Consider the following 26,387-nt stretch of genomic DNA (forward strand, 5'->3'; position numbering starts at 1 on the left):
CGGGCCTGTTCTTCCATGATCCTGCGCCACCGCGATGGAGCAGCGTTCGTCCGGTCCGTCGAACGGCGCAGCCTCCGTTCGTCCGCCGAGACGACTCTCGACGATCGGACCCGGTCAGCGGGCCGAAGGTCGTCCGAGCTGTTCCCGGAACAGCCGCTGCACATTGCCGCCGAGCACGCCGAGGATATCGGCCTCGGCCCACCCTCGTCGCAGCAGCGCCTCGGTGACGAGCGGCAGCCCCTCCGGACCTTCCAGCCCGGGCAGGTAGACATCGGCCGGGACGCCCTGCACCTCGGTGACCACACAGCATGGCGGTGTGGTCTCACCGATCACCTCCCGCACGAAGTCGGGACCGAGGCCCACGTGGCCGCTCCCGGCGATCATCACGATGTGCTCCAGATGATCCACGAGCCGCTCGATCGTGGCGGGTTCCGCATCGAGGAACGGCGCGAAGAAGTTCGCGCAGATCACGCCGCCGCCCGCGGCGATCGCGGCGAGGTGCTCGTCGGAGAGATTGCGATGGTGATCGCGCAACGCTCGCGCGGACGAATGCGTCGCGATCACCGGCCTGGTCGCGATCTCCAGCACGTGCGAGACGCCCGCGACGCCGAGGTGGCTGAGGTCGACCAGCATGCCGATCCGCTCCATCTCGCGCACCGCGGAGATGCCGGCCCCGCTCAGCCGGCTGCCGGCGGCGTCCTCGCCGGATCCGTCGGCGAACGCGCTCCGCCCGACGTGGGTGAGAGAGCCGACGCGCACGCCGAGGCGGTGCATGGTGGCGATCAGCTCCACGTCCGCGTCGACGCCGGGCATGCCCTCGAGCGCCAGCACGAGGGCGATCCGCCCGTCGGCGATCGTGCGATCGACGTCCTCGCCGGAGCGGCAGAGCGCCACGCGGCCGGCGTTCTCCTCCGCGAGGCGGTGCGCGGCCTCCACCATGCGCAGCGTGCGCCGCAGGGCGGACTCGGGGCGGTAGGCGTCCTCGACGAACACGGGGAGCACCTGCAGATCCACCCCGCCGGCCTCGAGCTGCGGCAGCCATCGCTCGCGGAAGAAGCTCCCCCACCGGTGCGGAGGACGGGCCACGACGGCGCACAGCAGATCGTTGTGCGCGTCCGCGACCACCGCTCTGCGATGCAGGGCGCCGGCGTCAGGCATCCCGATCATGACGCGACCCGCCGGTCCGCCCGGCCGGCGTGCAGGAATTCGGCTCGGCCTGCGCCGTCGTCGCCGAGGAAGGCCACAGGCTGGTGCACGCCGTCCTCCGACTCGGTCGGCAGGAACGACTCGCCGCGCCAGCGCACCAGTGCGGTGACGTAGGGAGGATCCCCGACCTCCTCCGCGATGCCGACCGGGATGCGTTCCAGCACCAGGGAGTCCCCCTTGCGCACGATCTCGGTCACCGAGGTCGCCGAGGCGTAGCGCCCCTCGTAGCGGCGCGTGTCGCCGAGCGGCGCACCCGAGGGCATCGGCGGCGCTGCGCGTGGCGCGCTCGCGAACTCCTCCATCACACCGTTCATCAGCTCCGCCATGAGCGCTCGCGCGCCTCCTCCGTTGGCCAGGACCGCCACGACGACGCCCCGCTGGGGCTCGATGCGCAGCAGAGCCGACTGTCCGATCGTGCTGCCGTCGTGCCCGAACAGCGCGCGTCCGCCGTGCTCGAACAGCTCCCAGCCCAGACCCCATGCCACGCCCTGGGCGATGTCGGGGAGGCGCACGTGCGCCTGCTGCATCGCGGAGACCGCGTCCGCGGACAGCACACGGGCGCCGTCCGCAGCGACGCCGGAATGCAGATGCATGCGGGCGAACGTCACGAGGTCTGCGGCGCGCATGGCGAGCATCGATCCGGCGGGCGCGTTCGAGCGCCCCATCGACCAGATCGGCACCGGTGCCAGAGGCGCGCCGGGCCGCGGGGCGAGGTGCCCGACCGCGACCCGCTGACGCACCGCCTCGGCCGCATCCACCGCGGCGTGGCCGAGGCGCAGCGGATCCAGGATCCGCTCGCGCAGCGCTCGCTCCCAGCTCTGTCCGCGCAGGACCTCGACGATCCGCCCGAGCAGGCAGTACCCCGCGTTGTTGTAGGACCAGAGCGCGCCGGGAGGGAACAGGGCGGGCGTGCGGTCGGCGAGCAGCGCCACGTAGTCGCGGAGCGCGTCGTCGCCCGCACCGGTGTCGTCGAACACATCGCCTTCGAAGCCTCCGGTGTGCGTGAGGAGCCTCCGAGCGGTGATGCCCGGGGCCGCCGGTGCGCCGGAGAGCCGCAGACCCGGCAGCACCGCGGTGATCGGAGCGTCCAGATCGAGAAGGCCGTCGTCTACGAGTTGCATCGCGAGGGTTGCGGTGAAGGCCTTCGTGATCGAGCCGATCTGGAACACCGCATCGGCGGTCGCCGTCACGCCCGTCCCGAGGTTCAGCGTCCCGTCGGCCGCCGCGGCGGTGCACTCCCCGACGCCGACGGCGACGGACACCGCCGGCACCTCGTGCGCACGGCGCAGGGCGGGCAGGCGCTCGTTCAGCGCCGTGCGGAACGCGTCGAGCTCGGGCATGGTCCTCCTTCGGTCGCGCCGAGCCTATGGCGCGACCGGAGGAGGGAGTTCATCGGGTCGGACGACCGCGGCGGCTGCAGTTGGTCCGCCGGGCCAGACGCTCACGCGACGATCGCGTGTGCGGCCTCCCGGTCGAGCAGGCGGCGCTTGACGTCCTCGCCCCAGGCGAACCCGCCGAGGGTGCCGTCGGTGCGCAGCACGCGGTGGCAGGGGACGAACAGGGCGGGAGCGTTGCGTGCGCAGATCGACGCAGCGGGGCGTACGGCCCCCGGCTTGCCGAGGGCGACCGCGAACTCGGTGTAGGTGAGCGGCTCGCCGGGCGTGATGCGCCGCAGCGCCTCCCACCCCGCGTTCTGCATGCCGGTGCCGAACTGGCGCACCTCGACGGTGTCGATCGCGGCGAGGTCTCCCGCGTAGTAGGCGTCGACGGCAGCCGCCGCCGTCGTGGTCCCCTCGACGACGTCCGCGGGACGGTTCTTCTCGGCGAGGCGATGCAGGATCGCCTCCTGGTCGTCGGTCCACCCCGATGCGAGCACGCGGTCCTGCTCGTCGGCGAGGATCGTGAAGGGCCCGTCGGGAGTGTCGATGGTCTGGATGATGGCGGTCATTTCGAGCCTTCCGTGGTCGAGAGGGTCTGGGTGGTCTTCGTGGTCTGAGCGGGCGCGGCGCGCGATGCGCCGGCACCGGTCGTGGCCGCCCTGGGGTTCTTGGCGGCCTTCGGCGGGACCGCGCGCCAGAGGTGCGCGGTCAGGTAGCTGCGCCAGGGCGCCGTGCGGACGGCCCACGCGTCCAGCGGCGCCGCCTCGGAGGGCAGCCCCGCCGCGGCGGCTCCCGCACGGGCGGCGACGTCGCCGGGCAGGAACACGTCGGGATCGCCGAGCACGCGCATCCGCACGTAGTCGGCCGTCCACGGCCCGATCCCCGGCATCGCCAGCAGCGCGGCGCGCTGCGCCTCGCCGTCGTCCCCGAGCGTCAGCCGCAGCGAGCCGTCGGCGAGGGCCGCGGCGGCTCCCGTGACGGCCTTGATCCGCGCGGCAGGTCCGCGCAGCACCTCGTGTCCGTGCTCGGCGATGGCGGCCATGGTGGGGAACAGGATCCCCTCCCCCTGCGGGTCGCCGGGGGATCCGACCCTCTCCCCGAGCTCGTGAGCGAGCAGGGTCAGGGCGGTGCGCGCGGCGGCGACCGTGATCTGCTGCCCGATCATGGCGCGGATGAGCATCTCATGCGGATCCGCCGCTCCCGGAACCCTGATGCCGGGAAGACGGGTCACCAGTGGGGCGAGCGGCTCATGCGCGGACAGCGCGGCGTCGACCGCCAGCGGATCCGCATCGAGGTCGAACAGGCGGCGGGCACGGGCGACGAGAGGCGCGAGGTCGCCGAGCTGCGCCAGCCGGGCGCGCAGGTGCAGCCGGTCGGCGGCGTCGAGGCTCAGCTCGAACCAGCCAGGGCCGCCATCCAGCCGCAGATGCCGCGAGAACCGGCGCTCCCCCACATCCTCGACGCCGGGGAGCGCCCGGGCGCGCATCCACGCGAACAGGCCGTCGGCGTCGAACGGCTTGCGATAGGGCAGCAGCAGGTCGATCTCGCCGGGCACCGCGGTCGCCGCGGCCATCGCGTCCCTGCCGTGGCGCCGCGCGCGCAGTTCCCCCGGTGCCAGGCCGAACACCTCGCGCACGGTGTCGTTGAACTGGCGCACGCTCGCGAACCCCGCGGAGAACGCGACATCGGCGATCGGCAGATCGGTGCCGACCAGTAGCATCCGGGCGGTGTGCGCACGGTGGGCGCGGGCGAGAGCGAGCGGCCCCGCCCCGAGCTCCCCGGCCAGCAGCCGCGTCAGGTGGCGCGCCGAATATCCGAGCCGTGCGGCGAGTCCCGGCACGCCCTCGCGCTCCACGACGCCGTCGGCGATGAGGCGCATGGCGCGTGCGGCGACGTCACCGCGCAGGTTCCATTCCGGCGAGCCGGGGGCGGCTTCGGGCAGGCAGCGCTTGCAGGCGCGGTATCCGGCCTCGTGCGCGGCGGCGCTGGTCGGGAAGAAGGTGACGTTCTCGGGCTTGGGCGTGCGGGCTGGGCAGCTCGGCCGGCAGTAGATCCCGGTCGAGCGCACAGCCGTGACGAACTGCCCGTCGAAGCGGGTATCGCGCGCGTCGATCGCGCGGTACCGCTCGTCGAAGGTCATTCCGGGGAAGCTCATGCCTCCACTCTGACACGACCGAAACCCGCAGGCTCGCGGAAATCGGACATGACAGTTCTCCCTCCCTGCGCCCCTCTGCGGCGCGCCGCGACTCCCCTCCTTCCGCGCTTCCCGCACCCCTGTCACGCCGAGACCCCCACAGCGCGTCGAAACCCCCGCGTAGCGGTGTCTCTCCGTGGGGGTTTCGACGCTACGTGGGGGTCTCGGCGGATTGGGGTCAGGATCAGGGTCCGGACCCGGATCCGGACTCGGCTCAGTGGAAGAAGTGGCGCTCGCCCGTGAAGAACATCGCGACGCCGGCCTTGCGCGCGGCGGCCACGACCTCGTCATCACGGACGGATCCGCCGGGCTGCACGATCGCGGTGACGCCCGCGTCGATGAGCACCTGCGCACCGTCGGCGAAGGGGAAGAACGCGTCCGAGGCGGCGACGGATCCCGCCGCGCGGTCACCGGCGCGCTCGACCGCGAGGCGGCACGAGTCGACCCTGTTGACCTGGCCCATGCCGACGCCGACCGTGGCGTTGCCCTTGGACAGCACGATCGCATTGGACTTCACGGCGCGGCACGCCTTCCAGGCGAAGATGAGGTTCTCCATCTCCTGCTCGTCGGGGCGCTCGCCCGAGACCAGCTCCCAGCCGTTCGCGACGGACTGGATGTCGTCGGGGAACCGGTCCGCGTCCTGAAGCAGCAGACCGCCGGAGACCAGGCGCACGTCCATGCGCTCCTGCTGCCAGTCGTCGGGGAGCTGCAGCAGACGCAGGTTCTTCTTCGCCTTGAACACCTCGAGCGCGGCCGGCTCGAAGGCCGGGGCGACGATGACCTCGGTGAAGATGTCCTTGAGGTTCTCGGCCATCTTGAGCGTCACGGTGCCGTTGGCCGCGATCACGCCGCCGTACGCCGAGACCGGGTCGCACTCGTGGGCGCGCAGGTGCGCGCTCGCGATCGGATCCAGGGCGTTGGGGGCCGTCGTCGCGATGCCGCACGGGTTGGCGTGCTTGATGATCGCGACCGCCGGGTGCACCATGTCGTAGGCCGCGCGCAGGGCCGCATCGGCGTCGACGTAGTTGTTGTACGACATCTCCTTGCCCTGCAGCTGCGTCGCCTGGGCGATGCCGTGCCCACCGGCGCGCGTGTAGATCGCGGCGCGCTGGTGCGAGTTCTCGCCGTAGCGCAGCGTGGCGAGCCGGGAGGCCGAGATCGTGAGCTGCTCGGGCAGCTCGCTGTCGCTCGACAGCGTGCCGTCCGAGAACCACTGCGCGACCGCGGTGTCGTAGGCGGCCGTGTGCGCGAACGCGCGCGCAGCCAGTTCACGGCGCTGGGCGAGCGTGGTGCCGCCCTCGTCGATCGAGCGGATCAGCGAGGGGTACGACTCGGGCGAGACCACGATCGCGACGTTCGCGTGGTTCTTCGCCGCAGCGCGCACCATCGCAGGGCCGCCGATGTCGATCTGCTCGACCACGTCGTCACCGACCGCACCCGAGGCGACGGTCTGAACGAACGGGTACAGGTTCACCACGACGAGCTCGAACGGGCTGATGCCGAGCTCGGCCAGCTGGCGCTCGTGATCCTCCAGGCGCAGGTCGGCGAGCACAGCTCCGTGGATCGACGGGTGCAGCGTCTTCACGCGCCCGTCCAGCATCTCGGCGACACCGGTGACGGCCGCGACGTCGGTGACCTCCACCCCCGCATCGCGAATGGTCTGCGCCGTGGATCCGGTCGAGACGATCTCGATGCCACCGGCGGCGAGGGCCTGCGCGAGGGGCACCAGGCCGGTCTTGTCGCTGACGGACACCAGAGCGCGGCGGATGCGCACGGCGTCACGGGGGCGGTAGAGGGACGGGTCGTGAGCGGGACCGGCCATCGGGGTTCCTTCCGGGTAGGCGTCAGTTCTCGTCAGCGGCCTGCGGCCGAGGATCCGAGATCGTGGGACGGGCGCCGAGAGCCAGGGATCCCTCGGCGATGCGGCGGACGACGTCGATCAGCAGGCGTCGCTCGACGGGCTTGATGCGCTCGTGCAGGGTGGACTCCGTGTCCTCCTGGTGCACGGGCACGCGCTCCTGCGCGAGGATCGGTCCGCTGTCGACGCCGTCGTCGACTACGATCACGCTCGCCCCGGTCTCGCTCACGCCGGCCGCGAGCGCGTCGCGCACGCCGTGCGCTCCGGGGAACTCGGGCAGGAATGCCGGGTGAGTGTTGATGATGTGAGGAGACCATGCCGCGACGACATCGCGCGGCAGCAGCCGCATGAGCCCGCTGAGCACGACGAGGTCCGGCCGCCAGACCTTCAGCTGCGCGTCGAGTTCCGCACCCCACGCCTCACGGCTGTCGAAGGCCTCCCAGGGCACGACGAAGGAGGGGATCCCGTACGCCTCGGCGTGTGCGAGACCATCGGCCTCCCGGTCGGCGCCGATGACGATGATGCGGGCCGGGAATCCGGGGTCGGCGGCCGCGTCGAGGAGGGCACGAAGATTCGAGCCGGTGCCCGAGATGAGAACCGCGACCGTCAGCACCCAGACAGTCTAGCCGGGAGCCCGGAGGCCTCCGTGCCCGCGAGACGCGCGGCGGATTCAGACCCGATCGTCGTCGATCCACGCGGCTTCGACGTCGCCGTGGCGGCGGGGCGCGAGCAGCATGATCGCTGCCCCGACCAGCACCTCCAGGCCGAGGGCGAGCGCGACCGGACCCGGATCCGGTCCGGCGACGGCGAGCCGGCCGGGGCCGAGGGATCCACTGGTCAGCGCGGCCAGCAGCGCGCCGAACCCGCCGGCGAGGACCGCGATCCCGACCGCGGTCGCGACGCGGGATCCGATTCCCGCCTCTGCGCCCGCCGACACCTGCCGCGAGCGGATCAGCCAGCCGGCGAACGCGCCGGCGGCCACCGGGATGAGAATCACGATGAGGAGCCACGGCGAGGCGGAGTCCGGCACGAGACCCAGCAGGGGCACTCCCGGGACGACCCCCAGCACGGTGCCCGCGGGCGAGACCGCGGTCCCGGCCCCGATCGCGAAGCCGGGACCGGCGATCCACGCCACGGCCCACCCCACGAGCGTCGGCAGGTAGGCCAGCTGCGCGAGCCCGATCACGACCACGCCGAGCGCGTCGGCGCGCAGCGACTCGAACAGCGCCACGGTCTGGCCGCCGCGGATCAGAGCCGCCATCGCGACGGCGAGTCCGGCGGCGCCGACCACGCCGGTCACGGCGGCCGCCGCGCCGCGCACCACGTCGCCGGGCACGTGCGTCCATTCGGGCCAGCGGTCCAGAGCGTCCTGCACCCGGTCGACGGCGCCTCCGTCGCCCTCGCTCCATGCCGTCACGACGGCTCCGGCGAGAGCGCCGCACAGGAACACCAGCGGCGGGAACAGGATCGCGAGCCACAGCGGCGCCTTCAGCACCCCGAGGCCACCCGTCACCGCCGCGAACGCCGAGATCACGGCGAAGACCGCCGTGCCGCTCGTCACGCCGGTGATCCACGACCCGGCGAGCGCGGCCCTGCGGCCAGAGCGCGCCGCGAAGATCGCAGTGAAGCCGAGGAAGAGCAGCGGAGGCAGGGAGAGGGCGAAGGACGCCGCCGACGGATCCAGCCCGACCGACCGCACCAGCGCATCGGGCAGGGCGACGGCGAGGGGCACACCGTGGCCGAACTGCCAGAGCGTCGCGGCACTCGGCCAGAGCGCTCCCCAGTCGGCGTTCGGCCCGAATGCGATCGCCCAGATCACCGTGAGCGGCGCGAGCAGCACGACGAGGCCGATGGCCGCGGCGACGATCGCATCGACCGCCGCCAGGAGCACGATGAGGAGGCGTTGCATGACGCTTTCGAGCCTACGTGCTCCACCTCCGCCGCCCCGACGGGCGCGCGGACGGTGGCGCCGAGCGCATCCGGGGAACCGGCCGCGGGCGCCGGGACCGTCGGCCCGACACACGGAGGACATCCGCGACGCGATACGGTCTTGCGCGGAGGTCCCCCATGACAACAGTCCCCCCGCCCGTCTCCGAACCCACCGCGGCCGAGCCGAAGAACGCCGTCGATCGCTTCTTCGAGATCACCAAGCGCGGATCCACCCTCGGCACCGAGGTCCGCGGCGGCATCGTCACGTTCGTGACGATGGCCTACATCGTGATCCTCAATCCGATCATCCTGTCCACGCCGGATGTCGCCGGCCACACTCTGCCCGGCGCAGCCGTCGCCGCCGCCACGGCGCTGACCGCCGGCGTCATGACGATCCTGTTCGGACTGATCGCGCGACTGCCGTTCGCGTTCGCAGCCGGGCTCGGCATCAACGCCTTCCTCGCGTTCACGGTGGTCAAATCGATCACCTGGCCCGAGGCCATGGCGCTCGTCATGATCAACGGCCTCATCATCGTGGTCCTCGCCGCGACCGGCCTGCGCAAGCTCATCTTCGACGCCGTGCCCGTGCAGCTCAAGCTCGCCATCACGGTCGGCATCGGCCTGTTCATCGCCTTCATCGGGTTCGTGAACGCCGGATTCGTGACCTCGACGAAGCAGGCCTCTCCCCCCGTCGACCTCGGCGTCGGCGGATCCGTCGCCTCGATCCCGACCCTGCTGTTCGTACTCACCCTGCTGATCGGAGGGGTGCTCATCGCCCTGCGCGTCAAGGGAGCCATCCTCATCGCGCTCGTGGGCGGCACCGTGCTCGCCGCGATCCTGAACCTCATCTGGCCCTTCGGCCAGGACTTCGGCTTCACCGGCAGCATCGTGAGCATCCCCGACCTGAGCCTGATCGGCCGGGTCGACTTCGGCTTCGATCTCGCGAAGGTCGGCGGCGTCACCCTGGTGATGTTCGTCTTCACGCTGCTGTTCTCGAACTTCTTCGACGCCATGGGCACCATGACGGGGCTCGCCAAGGAGGCCGACCTCGCCGATCAGAAGGGCGACTTCCCGCGGATCAAGTCGGCTCTGGTGGTCGAGGGCGTCGGTGCGATCGTCGGCGGCGGCACGTCCTCCTCGTCCGCGACCGTGTTCGTCGAGTCCGGCGCGGGTATCGGCGAGGGCGCCCGCACGGGTTTCGCGACCACCATCACCGGCGTGCTGTTCCTGCTCGCGATGTTCTTCACGCCGTTGACCGCCCTGGTTCCGAGCGCCGTCGCCGCAGCGGCGCTCGTGCTCGTCGGCGCGATGATGCTGTCGCAGATCAAGAACATCGACCTCGGCGACTTCCGCGTGCTGCTGCCGGTGTTCCTGACGGTCACGGTCATGCCGATGACCTACTCGATCGCCAACGGCATCGGCGCCGGCTTCGTCAGCTGGATCGTCGTGAACGCCCTCACCGGCCGCGCCAAGACGATCCATCCGCTGCTCTGGGTGGTGGGCGTCGGGTTCGTGCTGTTCTTCGCACGCGGCCCGATCGAGGCGCTGCTCGGCGCCTGACCACCGCGGACCACGCGTCCGTCGAGGCCCTCTCGCCGCGTCCGATCCCCTGCAGGAGACGACGGGCGGCGGAGGGCCTCGACACGTCGGCGGAGGCGCGTCAGAGCGCGAGCGGAACGCCCGACTCCGGCACGCGCAACCGATCCGCCACTCCCGCGTACCCGAACTCGCGCACGAGCCGCTCGCGGGTCTCGGAGAAGTGGTGCCAGCCCTCGGCGTGCACGGGGACGATCACGGCGTCGCCCAGCTCGCGCGCGGCCTCGACCGCGGTGCGCGCATTGAGCGTGAGGTCGGCGTCGCCGAAGCGACCGACGTTGGCCGCCCCCGCGAACAGCACGGCGACGTCGATCCGGCCGATCCTCGCCACGATGTCCGCGACGACCTCGACCGAGGCGTTGTCGCCCGAGACGTAGACCACGGGCGCGCCCGGCGCGCTCAGCACGAAGCCGGTCACGGTGCCGGACAGCTCCTCGGCGCCCTCGGGACCGTGCAGCGCGGGCACCGCGGTCACCTCGACCTCGCCGAGGCGATGCGTCTGCCAGGCGGAGAGCCCCGTCACGCCCTCGACGCGTCCGGCCGCCTCCGGTGTGGACAGCACGGCACCGGCACGGGGCAGGAAGGCCCGCCCCTCCTCGTCGAGGTTGTCGGGGTGCTGATCATGCGAGAGCAGCACCGCGTCGATCGCGCCCACCTGGTCGGCGCCGAGCGCAGGCCCGCTCAGCTTGTGCAGAGGGATGCCTCCCGCGTAGGTGCGCGGCGCATCGAAGGTCGGATCAGTCAGCAGGCGCACGCCCGCGTACTCGATGATCGCGGTCGGTCCGCCGATGAGGGTCAGGGTCACGGAGTTCTCGGTCATGGATCCATCGTGGCGGCGTCCGCGCCGTCGCGGGAGTGGCCCTGATGACTCCTTTCGATAAGATCGGGCCATGCGCACCGCCGCCGTCCTCGCCTTCCCCGGGATCAGTCCCTTCCACCTGTCCGTGCCGCTCATGGTCTTCGGCGGCGTAGGCGTGCGCTCCGTCGAGGCCGCCTACCGCACGGTGACCGTCGCGGAGGCGCCCGGACCGGTGCGCACCGCGGCAGGGTTGGACCTCGTCGTGACGGAGGGGCTCGAGGTGCTCGCATCCGCAGACCTCGTCGTGATCCCGAGCTGGGACCCGGAGATCACGCCCAGTGCCGTGCTGCTCGATGCCGTCCGCACGGCGCACGCCCGCGGCGCGCGGATCCTGGGCCTGTGCCTCGGGGCGTTCGTCGTGGCCGCGAGCGGCATCGCCGACGGGCGAGAGGTCTCCACGCACTGGTCGGCGGGGCCGGAGCTGGCCGCGCGCCACCCCGAGCTCACCGTGCGCTGCGAGGCGCTGTGGACCGACCTCGGCGACGTCGTCACCTCCGCCGGTGTGGCGGCGGCTCTGGACTGCTGCCTGCACATGGTCCGCACGGAGCTGGGCAGCGCCGTGGCCGCCGATCTCGCGCGCTCCCTCGTGATGGCCCCGCACCGTGAGGGGTCGCAGGCGCAGTTCCTGTCCCGCCCCCTCGCCGCCGCCCCCGAGGGCGACGAGATCGACCGCGCCATCACCTGGGCTCTGGGACGCATCGCCGAGCCGCCGCCGATCGATGCCTGGGCCGGCGCGGTGCACCTCTCCCGGCGCACGTTCACCCGGCGCTTCCGCGACCGCACCGGCACCAGCCCCGGCGACTGGCTACTGCTGCGCCGTCTGGACGAGGCACGGAGGCTGCTCGAGACGTCCGGCCTGCCGATCGAGACGGTCGCCACACGAACGGGCTTCGGCGGCGCGGTGACCCTGCGCCATCACTTCCGGGCGCGCTTCGGCACGACCCCGGGCGCCCACCGCCGCGCCTTCGCGGATCCGGCCTGATCCCACGCCTTAGCAGGTCCGGCGCCTCCGCGGTTGACCGAGATCAGGGGACCTGACCGAGATCAGGCGGATCCGGCCCGAAACCTCCTGATCTCGGTAAGGTCTCCTGATCTCGGCACGGTGGCACCCTCAGATCCGCTTTCGCCCGCGCCGCGGTCGGTACGACGAAGGGCCCCCGGCGCGGAACCGGGAGCCCTCCGTGCAACCTCGCTTACAGCGCGGCGTAGACCTCGCGCAGCAGGGCGGCGGTCTCGGACGGCGTCTTGCCGACCTTGACACCGGCGGCCTCGAGGGCCTCCTTCTTCGCCTGCGCGGTGCCCGCGGAGCCGGAGACGATGGCGCCGGCGTGGCCCATCGTCTTGCCCTCGGGCGCGGTGAAGCCGGCGACGTAGCCGACGACCGGCTTCGTGACGTTGGCCTTGATGAAGTCGGCCGCGCGCTCCTCGGCGTCGCCGCCGATCTCGCCGATCATCACGATCGCCTTGGTCTCCGGGTCGGCCTCGAAGGCGGCGAGCGCATCGATATGCGTGGTGCCGATGATCGGGTCGCCGCCGATGCCGATCGCGGTGGAGAAGCCCAGGTCGCGCAGTTCGAACATCATCTGGTAGGTCAGCGTGCCCGACTTCGAAACGAGGCCGATCGGGCCCTTGCCGGTGATGTTCGCCGGGGTGATGCCGGCGAGCGCCTCGCCCGGGGTGATGATGCCGGGGCAGTTCGGGCCGATGATGCGGGTCTTGTTGCCCTTCTCGGTCGCGTACGCCCACGCCTCGGCGGAGTCGCCGACCGGCACGCCCTCGGTGATGACCACGAGCAGCGGGATCTCGCTGTCGATGGCCTCGACCATCGCGTCCTTGGTGAAAGCCGGGGGCACGAAGGCGACCGACACGTTGGCGCCCGTCTTCTCGATGGCCTCGGCGACGGAGGCGAACACCGGCAGCTCGACGGCGTTGCCGTCCTTGTCGGTGTGCGAGACCGTGGTGCCGGCCTTGCGCGCGTTCACGCCGCCGACGACGTTCGTACCCGCCTTGAGCATGAGGGCGGTGTGCTTGGTGCCCTCGCCGCCGGTGATGCCCTGGACGATGACCTTGGAGTCCTTGTTGAGGTAGATCGACATGTTCCTTGTCCTTGTCTCGTCAGAGGATCAGGCGTTCGCCAGCTCGGCGGCCTTGTCGGCGCCCTCGTCCATGGTGGCGGCGAGCGTGACGAGCGGGTGGTTGGCGGCGGCGAGGATCGCGCGGCCCTCGTCGACCTGGTTGCCGTCGAGGCGCACGACGAGCGGCTTGGTGGCCGCGTCGCCGAGGATCTCGAGCGCCTTGACGATGCCCTCCGCCACGGCCACGCAGCTGGTGATGCCGCCGAACACGTTGACGAACACGCTCTTGACCTGCTCGTCGTTGAGGATGACGTCCAGACCGCTGGCCATGACCTGCGCGTTCGCGCCGCCGCCGATGTCGAGGAAGTTCGCGGGCTTCACGCCGCCGTGGTTCTCGCCGGCGTAGGCGACGACGTCGAGGGTCGACATGACCAGACCCGCGCCGTTGCCGATGATGCCGACCTGGCCGTCGAGCTTGACGTAGTTCAGGCCCGACTCCTTGGCCTTGGCCTCGAGCGGGTTCTCGGTCGCCTTGTCGGCGAGCTCCTCGTGCTCGGGGTGGCGTACCTCGCTGGCGTTGTCATCGAGCGTGACCTTGCCGTCGAGGGCGATGATGTCGCCCTCCTCGGTCTGCACGAGGGGGTTGACCTCGACCAGCGTCGCGTCCTCGCCCTTGTAGACCTCGAACAGCTTCACGAAGACATCGGCGACCTTCTCGGCGAGACCGGGCTCGAAGCCTCCGGCCTGGGCGATCTCGAGGGCCTTGTCGAGGGTGATGCCCTCGAGCGGGTTGACCTCGACACGGGCGAGGGCCTCGGGCTTCTCGACCGCGAGCTGCTCGATCTCCATGCCGCCCTCGACCGAGGCGAGGCTCAGGTAGGAGCGGTTGGAGCGGTCCAGCAGCACGGAGAAGTAGAACTCGCGGGCGATGCGAGCCCCGGCGGCGACCATGACGCGCTTGACGATGTGGCCCTTGATGTCCAGACCCAGGATCGCCTTGGCGGCCTCGTACGCCTCGTCGGGGTTCTTGGCGACCTTGACGCCGCCGGCCTTGCCGCGGCCGCCGGTCTTGACCTGCGCCTTGACGACGACCACACCACCGAGCTTCTCCGCCGCTGCCTTCACCTCCTCGGGGGTGTCCGCGACGATGCCGGCGAGGACCGGCACTCCGTACTTCTCGAAAAGGTCTCGTGCCTGGTACTCGTAGAGGTCCACGTGCAGTCCTTCGCTGGTTGCGACGAATGGGACGCGACAGGAATTCTGTCGGGTGTCGATGTGAGTCGACCCGATAGGCCAGCCTACTACCGCGGAATCGCGCTTCCTGACCGCGTGCCCCGCCGCCCGTCCGGCCCCCGAGACGTCCGACGACTCAGCACCCCCGCCGCAGGATCCGGACAACTAGGCTCTCCTTCTATGACAGAGCACGCCGACGTGTCCCCCGCTCGCACCGCCGTGGTGCGCGCTGCGCTCGAGCTGTTCTCCGCCCAGGGCTTCGATTCGACCTCGGTCGAGCAGATCGCCAAGGCCGCAGGCATCTCCCGCTCCACGTTCTTCCGGCAGTTCGGAGGCAAGGACGACGTCGTCTTCGCGGATCACGAGGAGCTTCTCGACGGCCTGCGCCGGTACCTCGAGCGCCCGCACGCCAACCCGTGGACGGCCGTGTGCGACGCATCCCTGATGGTGTTCCGCGCCTTCGCCGCCGACCCCGAGGTGGCGCGGCTGCGCTACCAGGTGGTGCGCGACGTGCCGACACTGCGCGACCGCGAGATCGTGACCGTGTTCCGCTACGAGCGCCTGTTCGACGAGTACCTGCGCCGCTCCATGCCGGATCTGGATCCGCTCGACGCGGTCGGGTTCGCCGCGCTCGTCACGGCGGTGCACAACCACGTGCTGCGCCGGCTCCTGCGCGGATCCCGCACGTCGGCCGCCGCCCTGCGCCGCGCCCTCGATGACGTGCTGCGCCGCTACGGGGTGCACCCCGACGCCGCAGCGGATCCGGGCGAGGACGCCGTGGTCGTCGCCGTGTTCCCGCGCTCGATGCCGATGGCGGAGATCACCCGCCGCCTGCGCGACGAACTGGACTGAGTCCGCCGCCTGCCCGCCTGCCGCCCCGCGCAGCAGGGACCGTCGGCGTGCTCGAAAGCAGCCGATTGGCGGTACGCTGTCTCATGAAACTTGAGACTCAGTCTCACTCCCTGGATGGAGACCCCCATGAGCAACGATGCCCTCTTCCCCGGCGAAGCCGTCACCTCCTACGACGTAACGGGACGCTGCGGGACCGACTACTACGAGGTCTTCTCCGACATCCCCGCCGCCGACCGCGCGCACTGGGAGCGGGCGCAGGCCTACGTCGACGAGGTCGGCCCGCAGATGCGGGATGCGTGGGACCGCGCTGAGTACCCGCTCGCCGTCGCGCACCGCATGGGCGAGATGGACCTCGTCGTGGACGGGATCGTGCACCCCGCCCTCACCCGGATGAGCCCTCTCGCTGCCGGACTGGTGAACATGGAGATCTCCCGCGGCGACGGCTCCCTCGGCACCGTCCTCGCCGTACAGGGCGGACTCGCGCTGCGCACGCTCGCCCTGTTCGGCAGCCCCGCGCAGCAGGAGCGCTGGCTCGTCCCGCTCGCCGACGGATCCGTGCTCGGGTCCTTCGCGCTCACCGAGCCCGATCACGGATCCGATTCCGTCTCGCTCGAGACCGTCGCGCGGCGCGACGGCGAGGAGTGGGTGCTGCGCGGCGCGAAGAAGTGGATCGGCAACGGCGCCTCCGGCGGCATCACCTTCGTCTGGGCGCGTGTCGACGACGAGGGCGCGGCCGAGCACGGATCGGTGCGCTGCTTCCTCGTGGAGCAGGAGCGCCCCGGATACCTGGGCTCGGTCATCACGGGCAAGGTGTCGCTGCGCGGCATCCATCAGGCGCACATCCGCCTGGATGACGTGCGGGTGCCGCTCGACGCGGTGCTGCCGGGCACGCGCAGCTTCAAGGACGCCTCGACCGTGCTGTACGCCACGCGTTCCGGCGTCGCCTGGTCGGCTCTCGGCCACGCGACCGCCTGCTACGAGGCGGCCCTCGCATATGCGAAGACCCGCGTGCAGTTCGGCAAGCCGCTCGCGAAGTTCCAGATGGTCCAGGAGCGGCTCACGCACATGCTCGAGGAGCTCACCGCGATGCAGCTGTACTGCCGCCGCATGGCGGACATGGACGAGGCCGGCACGCTGCGCCCGACCCAGGCGTCACTGGCGAAGTTCCACAACACCCGCGCAGCGCGGCGGGTCGCGTCGACAGCGCGCGACCTGCTCGGCGGCAACGGGATCCTGCTCGAGAACGGCGTCATGCAGCACATGGCCGACATCGAGGCGATCCACACCTACGAGGGCACCGAGAGCGTGCAGGCCCTGCTGATCGGCCGCGACATCACCGGGATGAGCGCGTTCGCCTGAGACCTTCTCGCGGTCGGGGCCGCTCCGCGATCGGTCTCCCGGACGCCCAGTCCCCCGCGCGGCTCCGCCGCGCTCCCGCCAGACCCGATGCCTGTGCACCCGGGAGACCGATCACTGCGCTTCCGTTCGCTCACGCCCTGAGGCTCGCTTGCGCGTGGAGGGCTCAGTCGCAGCCGCAGCCGCCCGACGGGGTCTTCACCATGAAGCACACCTCGCAGATGCCGTAGTCGCGGTCCGCGACCGGGGTCGCCTTCGGGGCGCGCGGCTCGGGCTTCGGTTTCGCGGCAGCGTGGGTGCCCGCGGAGCGCGCCGGGCGCGAGACGCCGGCGGGTGCGCCGAGCAGCTCGCTGGGGTGGGTGACGTAGAAGTACGGCGCCCTGCCCTCGCTCGGAGCGAGCGGAAGCACACGCCCGGCCACGACGACCTGCTCGCCCTCGGCGAAGCCGTTGGTGTAGGTGCGCCCGATGTGCAGGGCCGCACCCTCGCCGAGGCGGATCGCCTCGATGTAACGGCCGCGATCGATGAGGCTGCTGATGCCGACCGCTTCCACGATCGCACGGATGAAGTCGTAGTTCGCGGAGTCCATGCGGTGCGCGCGCAGGGCGTCCGCGAGGGACTTGTAGGGACGGGAGGTGCCAGTAGGGGTGGGACCCTGGACTTCATTCATATTGCTCCAAGCATCCCACGTTCTGCTGGGCTCCCGCCGCATGCGTGAAAGACTGACGGCATGCCCCGCGCCACCGTCATCGGAAGCGGGCCGAACGGGCTCGCCGCGGCCGTCTCGCTCGCGCGAGCCGGCTACGCCGTCGAGGTGCTGGAGGCCGGTGCGACGATCGGCGGCGGCGTGCGCAGCGCCGAGGTCACCCTGCCCGGTTTCGTGCACGACGTGTGCTCGGCGGTGCACCCCGCCGCCTACTCCTCCCCGTTCCTGCGCGCCTTCGGCCGCGAGCGGATCGACTGGATCATTCCCGAAGCGGCATATGCGCATCCCCTCGACGGCGGAAGGGCGGGGATCGCCTGGCACGACCTGGAGCGCACCGCCGACGGGCTCGGCCCCGATGCCCGCGCCTGGCGCGCGCTGCTGCGGCCGCTGAGCGCGCACATCGAGGGAGTGCTGGACTTCACCGGCGGCTCGCTGCTGCGGATTCCCCGCGACCCCGTGACCGCGGTGCGCTACGGACTGCGGGCGCTCGAGCAGGGCTCGGCGATGGCGACGCGCACCTTCCGCACCGCGGAGGCGGCGGGACTCGTCGCGGGCGTGGTCGCGCACGCCAACACCGCGCTGCCCGCCGTGAGCGGCGCCGCCGCAGGTCTGCTGCTCATGGCCCAGGCGCACGCCGGCGGCTGGGCGTATCCGCGCGGCGGCGCCCAGCGGATCGCCGACGTGCTCGCCGAGGATCTGCGCACGCACGGCGGCACGATTCGCACCGCCACACGCGTGGTCGATCTCTCGGCACTGGACTGGGGGGATCCCCGCCGTGGCGACCTGCTGCTCCTGAACTCCTCCCCGCGTCTGGCGCTGACACTGCGCGACGTCCCCCCGCCCTATGCGAGGGCGGTCCGCGCCTACCGCTACGGGGCGGCGGCGGCGAAGGTGGACTTCGCCCTGGACGGGCCCGTACCGTGGACGAACCCGGAGGTCGCCCTCGCCCCGACCGTGCACGTCGGCGGCACGCGCGCCCAGGTGTGGGCCAGCGAGAACGCCGTCGCCCAGGGCCGGGTGTCCGAGCATCCGTACACGCTCGTCGCGCAGCCCTCCGTGCTGGACGGCACCCGGGCGCCCGCCGGAAAGCAGGTGCTCTGGGCCTACATCCACGCCCCCGCGAACTCCGACGTCGATGCGACCGAGCTCGTGACGCGGCAGATCGAGCGATACGCCCCCGGGTTCCGCGACCGCATCCTGGCCAGTCACGCCGTGACGCCGCACGAGCGTGCGCATCTCAACCCGGCCGAGATCGGCGGCGACATCTTCGGCGGCGCGTTCACGATGCGCCAGGCGGTGGTGCGGCCCGTGCTCTCGCCCGCGCCGTGGCGCACCCCGATGCCCGGCGTCTACCTCGCCTCGGCTGCGACGCCGCCGGGCCCCGGGGTGAACTTCATGGCCGGCTGGCACGCCGCACGGACCGCGCTGGCCGACGCCGGAGAGCGTGTCGACCTCGGAGGCCTGTTCGGATCCTGATGCGGACGGCAGGATGGGATCCATGCGCTACGAGATCCCCGCCCCGATGCTCGCGAAGGCCGCCGCCGCTGTGCCCGATGCGGCGAAGTTCGCCGGCGGTCTGCTGTACGAGCCGAAGTGGGACGGCTTCCGCGGGCTGGTGTCGTGGGACGGCGAGACCGTCGAGATCGGATCCCGCGGGGCGAAGCCGCTGACCCGGTACTTCCCCGAGCTCGTCGAGGCCGTCCCGCGGCTGCTCCCGGGCCCGTGCCTGCTCGACGGCGAGATCGTGGTCGCCACGGGGCCTGCGGGATCGCAGCGCCTGGACTGGGAATCGCTGAGCCAGCGCATCCACCCCGCCGCCTCGCGGGTCCAGAGACTGTCGGTGGAGACCCCTGCCATGTTCATCGCATTCGACCTGCTCGCGGAGGGGGACGACGACCTGCAGGGCCTGCCCTTCGGCGAGCGGCGCGCGCGGCTCGAACGGCTGTTCGCCGACGTCCCGCATCCCCTGCACCTCACCCGCACGACCACGCATCAGGACACCGCGCGGCGTTGGCTCGCCGAGTTCGAGGGGGCCGGCCTCGACGGCATCGTCGCCAAGCCGCTGGATCAGCCGTACGCACCCAACAAGCGCACCCTGATCAAGGTCAAGCACGCCCGCACCGCGGACGTCGTCGCGCTCGGCTACCGGATCCACAAGAGCGGATCCGGAGTCGGATCCCTGCTGGTGGGTCTGTACGGCGACGACGGCGTGCTGCGCCAGGTCGGCGGGGTCGCCGCATGGAGCGACGCCATGCGTCAGCAGCTCGTCGAGGACCTCGCTCCGTTCGTGGAGCGCGACGAGTCGGGCGCCGCGATGACGGGCGACGGCGAGCGCTCGCGATTCAGCGCGTCGAAGGACACCTCGTTCGTGCGACTGCGCCCCGAACGGGCGCTCGAGGTGCGCTACGACCAGCTCGAGGGCTGGCGCTTCCGGCACACCGTGCAGTTCGAGCGCTGGCGCGATGACCGGGATCCCCGCTCCTGCACCTACGAGCAGCTGGAGACGGTGGACGGCTACGACCTCGCCGACGTCATCGACTGAGGCCTCGGGTCACTCACCGACGCGCTCCCCGTTCTCGTCCCAGTTCGCGGCGACCTTCTTCGAGGGCTGCACCCGCGGGGGCTCGCCCGGCATCTTGGGGAACTCCGGCGGGAACGGCATCTCGCCGAGCCCGTTGTCCACGTCGCGCTCCCACCAGCTCAGCAGCGTGTCGATGCGTCCGGGGGTGTCCTGCATGTGCGCCCACGGATCGCCGAGGTCGGCGAGACGCTGCGGAACGGTGCGGACGGTGAACCGGGTCGGATCCACCTCATCCAGCTCGTCCCACTCCAGCGGGGTCGAGACCGTCGCGGCGGGCAGCGCGCGAGGGCTGTACGCGCCGGCCATCGTGCGGTCACGGTTGGCCTGGTTGAAGTCGACGAAGATCCGCTCCCCGCGCTCCTCCTTCCACCACGCCGTCGTGACGCGATCGGGCATCCGCCGCTCCAGCTCTCGGCCGGCGGCGATCACCGCGTGCCGCACGGTGAGGAACTCCCATTCGGGCACGATCGGGCAGAACACGTGCAGTCCGCGGTTGCCGCTGGTCTTGATGAACGCCTCCAGCCCCGCCTCGCGCAGCACCGCGCGCAGCTCGCGCGCTGCCGGCACGGCCTCGGCGATGCCGGTGCCCGGCTGCGGGTCGAGGTCGATGCGCAGCTCCACCGGGTTGTCGGTGTCCGCCGCGAGCGAGGCCCACGGATGGAAGACGACCGTGTTCATCTGCACGGCCCAGACGATCGCCGCGGTCTCGGTGAGCACGATCTGCGGATGCTTGCGGCCGCTGTTGTACGTGCACATCACGCTCTGCACGAAGTCGGGAGTGCCCTTGGGCGGGTTCTTCGAGAAGAAACTCTCGCCGTCGATGCCGTCGCGATAGCGCTCCAGCGAGACGGGCCTGTCCCCCGTCGAGGTGAGGAACGGCGTCGACACCGTCTGCACGTACTCGGCGAGTTCCGCCTTGGTGATCGGGCCGCCGTCCGCAGCAGGCCACACCGCACGGTTCGGACTCGAGATGTCCAGCGAACGGTCGCCGTCGGGCCCGGGGACGGTCAGCGTGATGCGCTCGGATGCCATGACTCGACCCTAGGGCGCGCCGCCGACGCCGCGCCAGCGCCTCGGCAGGCGGCGCGACGCCGCTCACGCCTGCGTCCACGGGCCGAGCCGCGCTCAGCGCAGCACGCGACCGGCTTCGGCGCGGATCTCCGCGGCGATCGCGTCCAGCAGCTCGGAGCGCAGGCTCCACTGCTGCCAGAACAGCGGCGAAGCCAGCTCCTCGTCGTCGAGGCGCACCAGACGCCCGTCGGCGAGGCCGGGCTCGGCATGCGGGACCGGCAGCAGCGCCCACCCCAGTCCCAGTTCCACGGCGACCGAGAAGTCCGCCGACGCCGGCACATGATGCCGCGGCACCGGCCACGGGTCCACCCCGCGCTCTCGCAGCCAGTCCTGCTGCAGCACGTCGCGCCGGTCGAAGTCGACGAACGGCGCGCGGGCGAGCGACCCGGCGGTCACCCCGTCGGCGAACCACCGCCGCGCGAACCCCGGAGACGCCGCGGCGACGTAGTGCAGCGCGCCGAGCGCCTCGACCCGGCAGCCTCCGACCGGCTCCGACTCGCTCGTCACCGCCGCCATCACGGTCCCCGACTCCAGAAGCCTCGCGGTGAAGTTCTGGTCGTCGCGGTGCAGGTCGAATTCCACGTCGTACTGCTCGGAGAGCCGGGCCAGGGGCGCCAGGAACCAGGTCGCCATCGAGTCGGCGTTCACCGCGAGCGGGATCCTGATCCGTGCCCCCTCGCCCTCTCCGGCCAGTCCGAATCCCGCGACCGCATCACGCTCCAGAAGGGCGATCTGGCGGCCGAAGCGCGCGACGGCCTCCCCCGCCTCCGTCGCCCTGACCGGCTTGCTGCGCACGAGCAGGATCCGGCCGAGCTGCTGCTCGAGGGTCTTGATCCGCTGGCTCACCGCCGATGGCGTCAGCAGCAGCCGGCGCGCGGCCGCCTCGAAGCTGCCCTCGTCGAGCGCCGCCGCCACCGTCCGCGCGGATTCCGGATCCACCTGCACATCAGAGATCCTAATCTTGGTTAAGGAATCTTCGCTGGTGCTGAATCACGACGCGACCGTATCCTCGATCCGTGCTCATCCTGCTGTCCGGACTCGGTCTCATGTTCTCGCTCATCATCGCGGTGGGCGCGCAGAACGTCTATGTGCTGCGTCAGGGGTTGCGCCGCGAGCACGTGCTCCCCGTGGTGCTCATCTGCGCCGCCTCCGATGCGGCGCTCGTGCTGGCGGGCACAGCGGGGCTCGGCTATCTGGTGAAGACGCTGCCCTGGCTCGTCATCGTGGCGCGCTGGGCCGGCGCGATCTCGCTCGTCGTGTACGGCGTGCTGGCGGCCCGGCGAGCGTGGAAGGCCGGCGGCGAGGCGCTGCTCGCCGACCCCGCCGCGGCGGACGGCCTCGCGTCCCCCGCGTCCTCGGGCGACGGATCGGGCAGCACCGCGACGCTGACCCGCACCGCGCCGCTCGCCCCCGTGATCCTGGCGACGCTCGCGTTCACCTGGCTGAACCCGAACGTCTACCTCGACACGGTGCTGCTCATCGGCGGCGTCGCGGCGACGCACGGTGAAGGGCGGTGGCTGTTCGCCGCCGGAGCGATCATCGCCAGCGTCGCATGGTTCTTCGCCCTGGGATTCGGCGCGCGCCACCTCGGCCGCTGGCTGCGCACGCCACGCGCCTGGCGGATCCTGGACACCGCCATCGCCGCCGTGCTGGTCGTGATGGGCGTCGCCCTGGTGCTGCCCGTGTTCCTCGGCTGACGCCCCCGGACTCCAGGACCGCCCCGTCGCGCTGGGTCGCCGTGCGCAGCCGCACCCTCACGACGAGAACAGCGCGACGATCGCCTCGAGACGCTCCGCCTCCAGCCCGGGGTCCAGCCGATCCGAGGCCGCCAGTCGCGCGACCCCGTGGAGCATGCTCCACAGCAGCTCCGCCCGCACGACCGCGGCCTGCTCATCGAGCGCGGCCGTGGACACGACCTGCAGAAACGGGCCGAATGCGGCGCGCAACGGCTCGGGCGTCCGCTCCGAGGCGAACACGATGCGCGTGCGCGCTTCGAACATCGCCTCGTACAGCGCAGGGTGGGCGCGAGCGAACCCGAGGTAGGCGCGGACGAGGTGCGCGAGCGGATCCCCGGCGGCCGGATCCGAGAGCTCCCCCGCCATCGCCCTGAACCCCTCGATCATCACCTGCTCGACGATCTCGTCGCGCCCGCCGGGGAAGGAGCGGTACAGGATCGGCTGGCTGAAGCCGATCTCCGCGGCCAGTCGGCGCACGGTGACCGCCGGCCACCCTTCCGCCTCGGCCACGCGACGCGCCGCCGCGACGATCGCGCGGGACCGGTCGCCGGAGTCGGGGCGTGAAGGCGTTGACGGGTTCATGAGGACGATGTTAGCATCGCTAACTGTTAGCGACGCTAACCTGGAAGAGGAGAAGCCATGTCCATCGCCATCATCGCCACCGCCATCGGCGCGATCACCGCCATCGCAGTCATCTTCGGCACCGACGTGGTCACCGCCGTGGTGCTGCGTTCCGTCTATGCCGAGGTCGACGAGCGCACGCTCGTGCAGGTGGTCGGCCGCGGCCACTACTACGGCGATCGCCGCCTGCCGATCGTCGGCATCGCAGGCGTCGTGCTCACCGCGGCCACGGCCGCGCTCTCGGCCTTCTGGGGAAGCGCGATCGCCGCGGCTCTCGCCGCGGCCGCACTCGCCGCCCTGCTGATCTGGCTGATCCTGTTCGGCCGCATCTCCAAGCCGATCAACACGGCTTTCACCGCCGCGGCGCTGTCGGGCCAGGTGCCCCGCGAGGCACGGTCGCTGCAGGACCGGTGGGAATCGATCCTCCCGCTGCGCGCGACGCTGCAGGGACTCGCACTGGTGCTGCTGTGCGTCGCACTGGTGATGCACTGAGCGGTGACCACGATCGATGAGGATCCCACTTCCGCTTCCGCATCCGTCGAGCTCGGCGGCGCGGAAACGCGGAAGACCCCCGCCCTAGGGGCGAGGGTCTTCCGGTGAGCGTCAGGCTCAGATGGCGTTGACGTCCAGCGGGATACCGGGGCCGAACGTGGTCGACACCGCACCCTTCTGGATGTAGCGGCCCTTCGAGCTGGACGGCTTGAGGCGCACGATCTCCTCGAGCGCAGCCTTCATGTTCTCGTCGAGCTGCTCGGCCGAGAACGAGGCCTTGCCGACGACGAAGTGCACGTTGGCGTGCTTGTCGACGCGGAACTCGATCTTTCCGCCCTTGATCTCCTCGACGGCCTTGGCCGGGTTCGGGGTCACGGTGCCGGTCTTCGGGTTCGGCATCAGGCCACGCGGACCCAGCACCTTGCCGAGACGGCCGACCTGGCCCATGAGCTCCGGGGTGGAGACGGCCGCGTCGAACGCGGTCCAGCCGCCGGCGACCTTCTCGATGAGCTCGGCGCCGCCGACCTCGTCCGCACCCGCGGCGATCGCGGCCTCAGCGGCCGGACCCGTCGCGAACACGATGACGCGGGCGGTCTTGCCGGTGCCATGCGGGAGGATGACGGTGCCGCGCACCATCTGGTCGGCCTTGCGCGGGTCGACGGAGAGCTTCAGCGCGACCTCGACGGTGGAGTCGAACTTCGCAGAGCCGGTCTCCTTCGCGAGGACCACGGCCTCGGTCGGGGTGTAGAAGCGGTCTGCCTCGATCTTCGCGGCAGCAGCGTTGTAAGCCTTGGACTTGGTAGCCATTGTTATCTCCCTCAGCCCTCGACCGTGATGCCCATGGAACGGGCGGTTCCGGCGATGATCTTGGACGCGGCGTCGATGTCGTTCGCGTTCAGGTCGGCCTGCTTCTGCTCGGCGATCTGACGGACCTGCTCGGCGGTGATCTTCGCGACCTTGACGGTGTGCGGAGTGGCGGAGCCCTTCTGCACACCCGCAGCCTTCTTGATCAGCTCGGCGGCCGGCGGGGTCTTCAGGATGAACGTGAAGCTGCGGTCCTCGTAGACGGTGATCTCCACGGGGATGACGTTGCCGCGCTGCGACTCGGTCGCGGCGTTGTACGCCTTGCAGAACTCCATGATGTTGACGCCATGCTGACCGAGCGCGGGGCCGATCGGCGGCGCCGGGTTGGCTGCACCGGCGTTGATCTGAAGCTTGATCAGGCCGGTCACCTTCTTCTTCGGTGCCATAGTGATTCCTTTCTCGAGCGGATGCCCGGGGCATCCCTCTCCCGCGGATCCGGCATCTCCGGAACGCGGTGGCGTTCGTGCGCACGACGAACGGGCGCACAAACCATAGGAGTCTACCCGATCCACGACTCCGACGCACATCGGTGATCGTTCCGGACGCGCGAGAACGGCCGCCCCGAAGGACGGCCGTTCTCGGTGCGCTTCCGGGGAAGCGTCAGATCATCTTGGTGACCTGGTCGAACGACAGCTCGACCGGGGTCTCGCGCTCGAAGAGCGACACGAGCACGGTGAGCTTGCCGCTCTCCGGCTTGATCTCGGAGATCGAACCGGGAAGACCCGCGAACGAGCCCTCCTTGATCGTGATGGTCTCGCCGATCTCGAAGTCGACCTCGGCCGCGAGCGGACGGGCCACGGCGGTGCCGCCCTTGGCCGCGACGGCCTTGGCGGTGGGGATGTCCTTGACCTCGACGAGCGACTTCAGCATGTTGAAGGCCTCTTCGAAGCGAAGCGGGGTCGGGTTGTGCGCGTTGCCGACGAACCCGGTGACGCCGGGCGTGTGCCGCACGACGGACCAGGTGTCCTCGTTCAGCTCCATGCGCACGAGCACGTAGCCGGGGATCCGGACGCGCGTGACCATCTTGCGCTGACCGTTCTTGATCTCGACGACGTCCTCCATCGGGACCTCGATCTGGTAGATGTCGTCCTCGACCTCGAGCGTCGACTTGCGCTGCTCGATGTTGGCCTTCACCTTGCGCTCGAAGCCGGCGTAGGAGTGGATGACGTACCACTTGCCGGGCAGCATGCGCAGGTCCATGCGGAAGGCCTCGTACGGGTCCTCCTCGGCGTCGGCATCGTCGAGGTCGCTCGGCGCGCTCGCGGCGTCCGCAGCGTCGAGGTCGGACTCGACCGCGTCGACGACACCGGCGGCCGCATCGATCTCGGCGACCTCCTCGGGATCGAGGACTGGAGCGTCCTCCTCGCCGTTCACGTCGGGGCCGTCATAGGGCGTGACCTCGTCGGCGGCGGCGGCCTTGCGGTCGGCGGCCTCCTCGGCCACGGAGTCGTTGAGGACCTCAGCGGCGGCTTCGGACTCAGCCGCCTGGTCCAGGTTGAGAGCGTCGTTCACGATCGCGTCTGCCTCCGGGTCTTCTTCGAATTCGATGTCTTCGTCGTCCGCGTCCGCGTCGTCGTCGCCCTCGATGTGCAGGGCGACCCGCTCGGCGGCCTCGACGGCGCGCTCCTCGGAGGCGAGGACATCGCCCTCCTGAGCCTCGTCGTCTTCGCTGGACTGCTCGGCGGCGGTCGCCCAGTCGACGTCGTCGCCAGAGTATCGTTCGGACACTTGCTCTTCTCTCCTTCAGGTTCGGCCCGGGGTCAGTTGCCACCGGGCCGC

25 protein-coding genes are annotated in these 26,387 nt (G+C 71.2%); 8 read left to right on the forward strand and 17 right to left on the reverse strand.

Annotated features, from left to right (window positions below):
* Positions 1 to 114 precede the first annotated feature (114 nt).
* From ACFWCK_RS01700 to ACFWCK_RS01730, 7 genes are all read right to left on the reverse strand, one after another.
* Positions 115 to 1,158 (reverse strand): dipeptidase, encoded by a 1,044-nt coding sequence (locus ACFWCK_RS01700; RefSeq protein WP_378804244.1) that lies wholly within the window; start codon positions 1,156 to 1,158, stop codon positions 115 to 117.
* Between the two features lie 5 nt (positions 1,159 to 1,163).
* Entirely contained in the window at positions 1,164 to 2,546 is a 1,383-nt protein-coding gene (locus ACFWCK_RS01705; protein ID WP_378804245.1) for a serine hydrolase domain-containing protein, read from the reverse strand.
* 101 nt (positions 2,547 to 2,647) lie between these two features.
* Positions 2,648 to 3,154, reverse strand: a complete 507-nt coding sequence (locus ACFWCK_RS01710) for a methylated-DNA--[protein]-cysteine S-methyltransferase (RefSeq protein ID WP_378804246.1) — start codon at positions 3,152 to 3,154, stop codon at positions 2,648 to 2,650.
* Entirely contained in the window at positions 3,151 to 4,740 is a 1,590-nt protein-coding gene (locus ACFWCK_RS01715; RefSeq protein ID WP_378804247.1) for an AlkA N-terminal domain-containing protein, read from the reverse strand. The genes ACFWCK_RS01710 and ACFWCK_RS01715 overlap by 4 nt, the downstream gene beginning before the upstream one ends.
* Before the next feature lie 253 nt (positions 4,741 to 4,993).
* Positions 4,994 to 6,601, reverse strand: coding sequence for a bifunctional phosphoribosylaminoimidazolecarboxamide formyltransferase/IMP cyclohydrolase (gene purH, locus ACFWCK_RS01720; protein WP_233310422.1), 1,608 nt, complete (start codon positions 6,599 to 6,601; stop codon positions 4,994 to 4,996).
* A gap of 22 nt (positions 6,602 to 6,623) precedes the next feature.
* Complete coding sequence (gene purN, locus ACFWCK_RS01725) at positions 6,624 to 7,250, reverse strand: phosphoribosylglycinamide formyltransferase (RefSeq protein WP_378804248.1); 627 nt, start codon at positions 7,248 to 7,250, stop codon at positions 6,624 to 6,626.
* Positions 7,251 to 7,307: 57 nt separating this feature from the next.
* Positions 7,308 to 8,546, reverse strand: coding sequence for a DUF6350 family protein (locus ACFWCK_RS01730; RefSeq protein WP_378804249.1), 1,239 nt, complete (start codon positions 8,544 to 8,546; stop codon positions 7,308 to 7,310).
* Between the two features lie 158 nt (positions 8,547 to 8,704).
* Between ACFWCK_RS01730 and ACFWCK_RS01735 the strand changes: the two genes are divergently transcribed.
* Positions 8,705 to 10,126 carry an NCS2 family permease gene (locus ACFWCK_RS01735; protein ID WP_233310419.1) on the forward strand — a complete coding sequence of 474 codons (1,422 nt, stop codon included), beginning with the start codon at positions 8,705 to 8,707 and terminating at the stop codon, positions 10,124 to 10,126.
* A gap of 100 nt (positions 10,127 to 10,226) precedes the next feature.
* Here ACFWCK_RS01735 and ACFWCK_RS01740 read toward each other — a convergent pair whose 3' ends face one another.
* Positions 10,227 to 10,982, reverse strand: coding sequence for an MBL fold metallo-hydrolase (locus ACFWCK_RS01740; RefSeq protein WP_378804250.1), 756 nt, complete (start codon positions 10,980 to 10,982; stop codon positions 10,227 to 10,229).
* Positions 10,983 to 11,052: 70 nt separating this feature from the next.
* Here ACFWCK_RS01740 and ACFWCK_RS01745 point away from each other — a divergent pair, with 70 nt between their 5' ends.
* Positions 11,053 to 12,003: a GlxA family transcriptional regulator gene (locus tag ACFWCK_RS01745; RefSeq protein WP_378804251.1), complete on the forward strand. Its 951-nt coding sequence runs from the start codon at positions 11,053 to 11,055 to the stop codon at positions 12,001 to 12,003.
* A gap of 211 nt (positions 12,004 to 12,214) precedes the next feature.
* Here ACFWCK_RS01745 and sucD read toward each other — a convergent pair whose 3' ends face one another.
* Entirely contained in the window at positions 12,215 to 13,117 is a 903-nt protein-coding gene (gene sucD / locus ACFWCK_RS01750; RefSeq protein WP_233310416.1) for a succinate--CoA ligase subunit alpha, read from the reverse strand.
* A gap of 27 nt (positions 13,118 to 13,144) precedes the next feature.
* Positions 13,145 to 14,311: an ADP-forming succinate--CoA ligase subunit beta gene (gene sucC, locus ACFWCK_RS01755; protein WP_233310415.1), complete on the reverse strand. Its 1,167-nt coding sequence runs from the start codon at positions 14,309 to 14,311 to the stop codon at positions 13,145 to 13,147.
* A 198-nt stretch (positions 14,312 to 14,509) separates the two neighbouring features.
* Here sucC and ACFWCK_RS01760 point away from each other — a divergent pair, with 198 nt between their 5' ends.
* Together ACFWCK_RS01760 and ACFWCK_RS01765 are read left to right on the forward strand one after the other, a co-directional pair.
* On the forward strand, positions 14,510 to 15,181 hold the full coding sequence (locus ACFWCK_RS01760) for a TetR family transcriptional regulator (RefSeq protein WP_233310414.1): 672 nt from the start codon (positions 14,510 to 14,512) through the stop codon (positions 15,179 to 15,181).
* A 126-nt stretch (positions 15,182 to 15,307) separates the two neighbouring features.
* Positions 15,308 to 16,540, forward strand: coding sequence for an acyl-CoA dehydrogenase family protein (locus tag ACFWCK_RS01765; RefSeq protein WP_378804252.1), 1,233 nt, complete (start codon positions 15,308 to 15,310; stop codon positions 16,538 to 16,540).
* Between the two features lie 163 nt (positions 16,541 to 16,703).
* Here ACFWCK_RS01765 and ACFWCK_RS01770 read toward each other — a convergent pair whose 3' ends face one another.
* Entirely contained in the window at positions 16,704 to 17,207 is a 504-nt protein-coding gene (locus tag ACFWCK_RS01770; RefSeq protein WP_378804253.1) for a hypothetical protein, read from the reverse strand.
* A gap of 60 nt (positions 17,208 to 17,267) precedes the next feature.
* Here ACFWCK_RS01770 and ACFWCK_RS01775 point away from each other — a divergent pair, with 60 nt between their 5' ends.
* The gene (locus ACFWCK_RS01775) at positions 17,268 to 18,719 is read left to right on the forward strand and encodes a phytoene desaturase family protein (protein ID WP_378804254.1); all 1,452 of its coding nucleotides are present in this window, start codon (positions 17,268 to 17,270) and stop codon (positions 18,717 to 18,719) included.
* Between the two features lie 22 nt (positions 18,720 to 18,741).
* On the forward strand, positions 18,742 to 19,785 hold the full coding sequence (locus ACFWCK_RS01780) for an ATP-dependent DNA ligase (RefSeq protein WP_378804255.1): 1,044 nt from the start codon (positions 18,742 to 18,744) through the stop codon (positions 19,783 to 19,785).
* 9 nt (positions 19,786 to 19,794) lie between these two features.
* Here the strand turns inward: ACFWCK_RS01780 and ligD are convergent, their stop codons facing one another.
* Together ligD and ACFWCK_RS01790 are read right to left on the reverse strand one after the other, a co-directional pair.
* Complete coding sequence (gene ligD, locus ACFWCK_RS01785) at positions 19,795 to 20,856, reverse strand: non-homologous end-joining DNA ligase (RefSeq protein WP_378804256.1); 1,062 nt, start codon at positions 20,854 to 20,856, stop codon at positions 19,795 to 19,797.
* A 93-nt stretch (positions 20,857 to 20,949) separates the two neighbouring features.
* On the reverse strand, positions 20,950 to 21,834 hold the full coding sequence (locus ACFWCK_RS01790; protein WP_378804257.1) for a LysR family transcriptional regulator ArgP: 885 nt from the start codon (positions 21,832 to 21,834) through the stop codon (positions 20,950 to 20,952).
* Between the two features lie 77 nt (positions 21,835 to 21,911).
* Between ACFWCK_RS01790 and ACFWCK_RS01795 the strand changes: the two genes are divergently transcribed.
* Positions 21,912 to 22,592 (forward strand): LysE/ArgO family amino acid transporter, encoded by a 681-nt coding sequence (locus tag ACFWCK_RS01795; protein WP_378804258.1) that lies wholly within the window; start codon positions 21,912 to 21,914, stop codon positions 22,590 to 22,592.
* 57 nt (positions 22,593 to 22,649) lie between these two features.
* Here the strand turns inward: ACFWCK_RS01795 and ACFWCK_RS01800 are convergent, their stop codons facing one another.
* A complete protein-coding gene (locus tag ACFWCK_RS01800) occupies positions 22,650 to 23,213 on the reverse strand; it encodes a TetR-like C-terminal domain-containing protein (protein WP_378804259.1) in 564 nt (187 codons plus the stop codon).
* Between the two features lie 57 nt (positions 23,214 to 23,270).
* On the opposite strand from ACFWCK_RS01800, the gene ACFWCK_RS01805 reads away from it, so the two are divergent.
* Positions 23,271 to 23,744, forward strand: coding sequence for a DUF1772 domain-containing protein (locus ACFWCK_RS01805; RefSeq protein WP_378804260.1), 474 nt, complete (start codon positions 23,271 to 23,273; stop codon positions 23,742 to 23,744).
* A 117-nt stretch (positions 23,745 to 23,861) separates the two neighbouring features.
* Here ACFWCK_RS01805 and rplA read toward each other — a convergent pair whose 3' ends face one another.
* From rplA to nusG, 3 genes are all read right to left on the reverse strand, one after another.
* Positions 23,862 to 24,551, reverse strand: coding sequence for a 50S ribosomal protein L1 (rplA, locus tag ACFWCK_RS01810; protein WP_233310398.1), 690 nt, complete (start codon positions 24,549 to 24,551; stop codon positions 23,862 to 23,864).
* 11 nt (positions 24,552 to 24,562) lie between these two features.
* Positions 24,563 to 24,994 carry a 50S ribosomal protein L11 gene (rplK, locus tag ACFWCK_RS01815; RefSeq protein ID WP_045250755.1) on the reverse strand — a complete coding sequence of 144 codons (432 nt, stop codon included), beginning with the start codon at positions 24,992 to 24,994 and terminating at the stop codon, positions 24,563 to 24,565.
* A gap of 214 nt (positions 24,995 to 25,208) precedes the next feature.
* Complete coding sequence (gene nusG, locus ACFWCK_RS01820) at positions 25,209 to 26,336, reverse strand: transcription termination/antitermination protein NusG (protein WP_233310397.1); 1,128 nt, start codon at positions 26,334 to 26,336, stop codon at positions 25,209 to 25,211.
* Positions 26,337 to 26,387 lie beyond the last annotated feature (51 nt).

The sequence above is a fragment of the Microbacterium sp. NPDC060117 genome, from assembly GCF_042729315.1.
Taxonomy (GTDB): Bacteria; Actinomycetota; Actinomycetes; order Actinomycetales; family Microbacteriaceae; genus Microbacterium.

What these genes read in the sequence shown, in the direction of transcription:
- ACFWCK_RS01765 (WP_378804252.1), top strand. Translation starts at nt 15,308, where the DNA reads ATGAGCAACGATGCCCTCTTCCCCGGCGAAGCCGTCACCTCCTACGAC.
- ACFWCK_RS01760 (WP_233310414.1), top strand. Translation starts at nt 14,510, where the DNA reads ATGACAGAGCACGCCGACGTGTCCCCCGCTCGCACCGCCGTGGTGCGC.
- ACFWCK_RS01775 (WP_378804254.1), top strand. Translation starts at nt 17,268, where the DNA reads ATGCCCCGCGCCACCGTCATCGGAAGCGGGCCGAACGGGCTCGCCGCG.
- ACFWCK_RS01805 (WP_378804260.1), top strand. Translation starts at nt 23,271, where the DNA reads ATGTCCATCGCCATCATCGCCACCGCCATCGGCGCGATCACCGCCATC.
- ACFWCK_RS01715 (WP_378804247.1), bottom strand. Translation starts at nt 4,740, where the DNA reads ATGAGCTTCCCCGGAATGACCTTCGACGAGCGGTACCGCGCGATCGAC.
- sucD (WP_233310416.1), bottom strand. Translation starts at nt 13,117, where the DNA reads ATGTCGATCTACCTCAACAAGGACTCCAAGGTCATCGTCCAGGGCATC.
- ACFWCK_RS01800 (WP_378804259.1), bottom strand. Translation starts at nt 23,213, where the DNA reads ATGAACCCGTCAACGCCTTCACGCCCCGACTCCGGCGACCGGTCCCGC.
- ACFWCK_RS01705 (WP_378804245.1), bottom strand. Translation starts at nt 2,546, where the DNA reads ATGCCCGAGCTCGACGCGTTCCGCACGGCGCTGAACGAGCGCCTGCCC.
- ACFWCK_RS01740 (WP_378804250.1), bottom strand. Translation starts at nt 10,982, where the DNA reads ATGACCGAGAACTCCGTGACCCTGACCCTCATCGGCGGACCGACCGCG.
- ligD (WP_378804256.1), bottom strand. Translation starts at nt 20,856, where the DNA reads ATGGCATCCGAGCGCATCACGCTGACCGTCCCCGGGCCCGACGGCGAC.
- ACFWCK_RS01770 (WP_378804253.1), bottom strand. Translation starts at nt 17,207, where the DNA reads ATGAATGAAGTCCAGGGTCCCACCCCTACTGGCACCTCCCGTCCCTAC.
- rplK (WP_045250755.1), bottom strand. Translation starts at nt 24,994, where the DNA reads ATGGCACCGAAGAAGAAGGTGACCGGCCTGATCAAGCTTCAGATCAAC.
- purH (WP_233310422.1), bottom strand. Translation starts at nt 6,601, where the DNA reads ATGGCCGGTCCCGCTCACGACCCGTCCCTCTACCGCCCCCGTGACGCC.
- ACFWCK_RS01710 (WP_378804246.1), bottom strand. Translation starts at nt 3,154, where the DNA reads ATGACCGCCATCATCCAGACCATCGACACTCCCGACGGGCCCTTCACG.
- ACFWCK_RS01735 (WP_233310419.1), top strand. Translation starts at nt 8,705, where the DNA reads ATGACAACAGTCCCCCCGCCCGTCTCCGAACCCACCGCGGCCGAGCCG.
- ACFWCK_RS01780 (WP_378804255.1), top strand. Translation starts at nt 18,742, where the DNA reads ATGCGCTACGAGATCCCCGCCCCGATGCTCGCGAAGGCCGCCGCCGCT.
- ACFWCK_RS01700 (WP_378804244.1), bottom strand. Translation starts at nt 1,158, where the DNA reads ATGCCTGACGCCGGCGCCCTGCATCGCAGAGCGGTGGTCGCGGACGCG.
- ACFWCK_RS01730 (WP_378804249.1), bottom strand. Translation starts at nt 8,546, where the DNA reads ATGCAACGCCTCCTCATCGTGCTCCTGGCGGCGGTCGATGCGATCGTC.
- ACFWCK_RS01745 (WP_378804251.1), top strand. Translation starts at nt 11,053, where the DNA reads ATGCGCACCGCCGCCGTCCTCGCCTTCCCCGGGATCAGTCCCTTCCAC.
- rplA (WP_233310398.1), bottom strand. Translation starts at nt 24,551, where the DNA reads ATGGCTACCAAGTCCAAGGCTTACAACGCTGCTGCCGCGAAGATCGAG.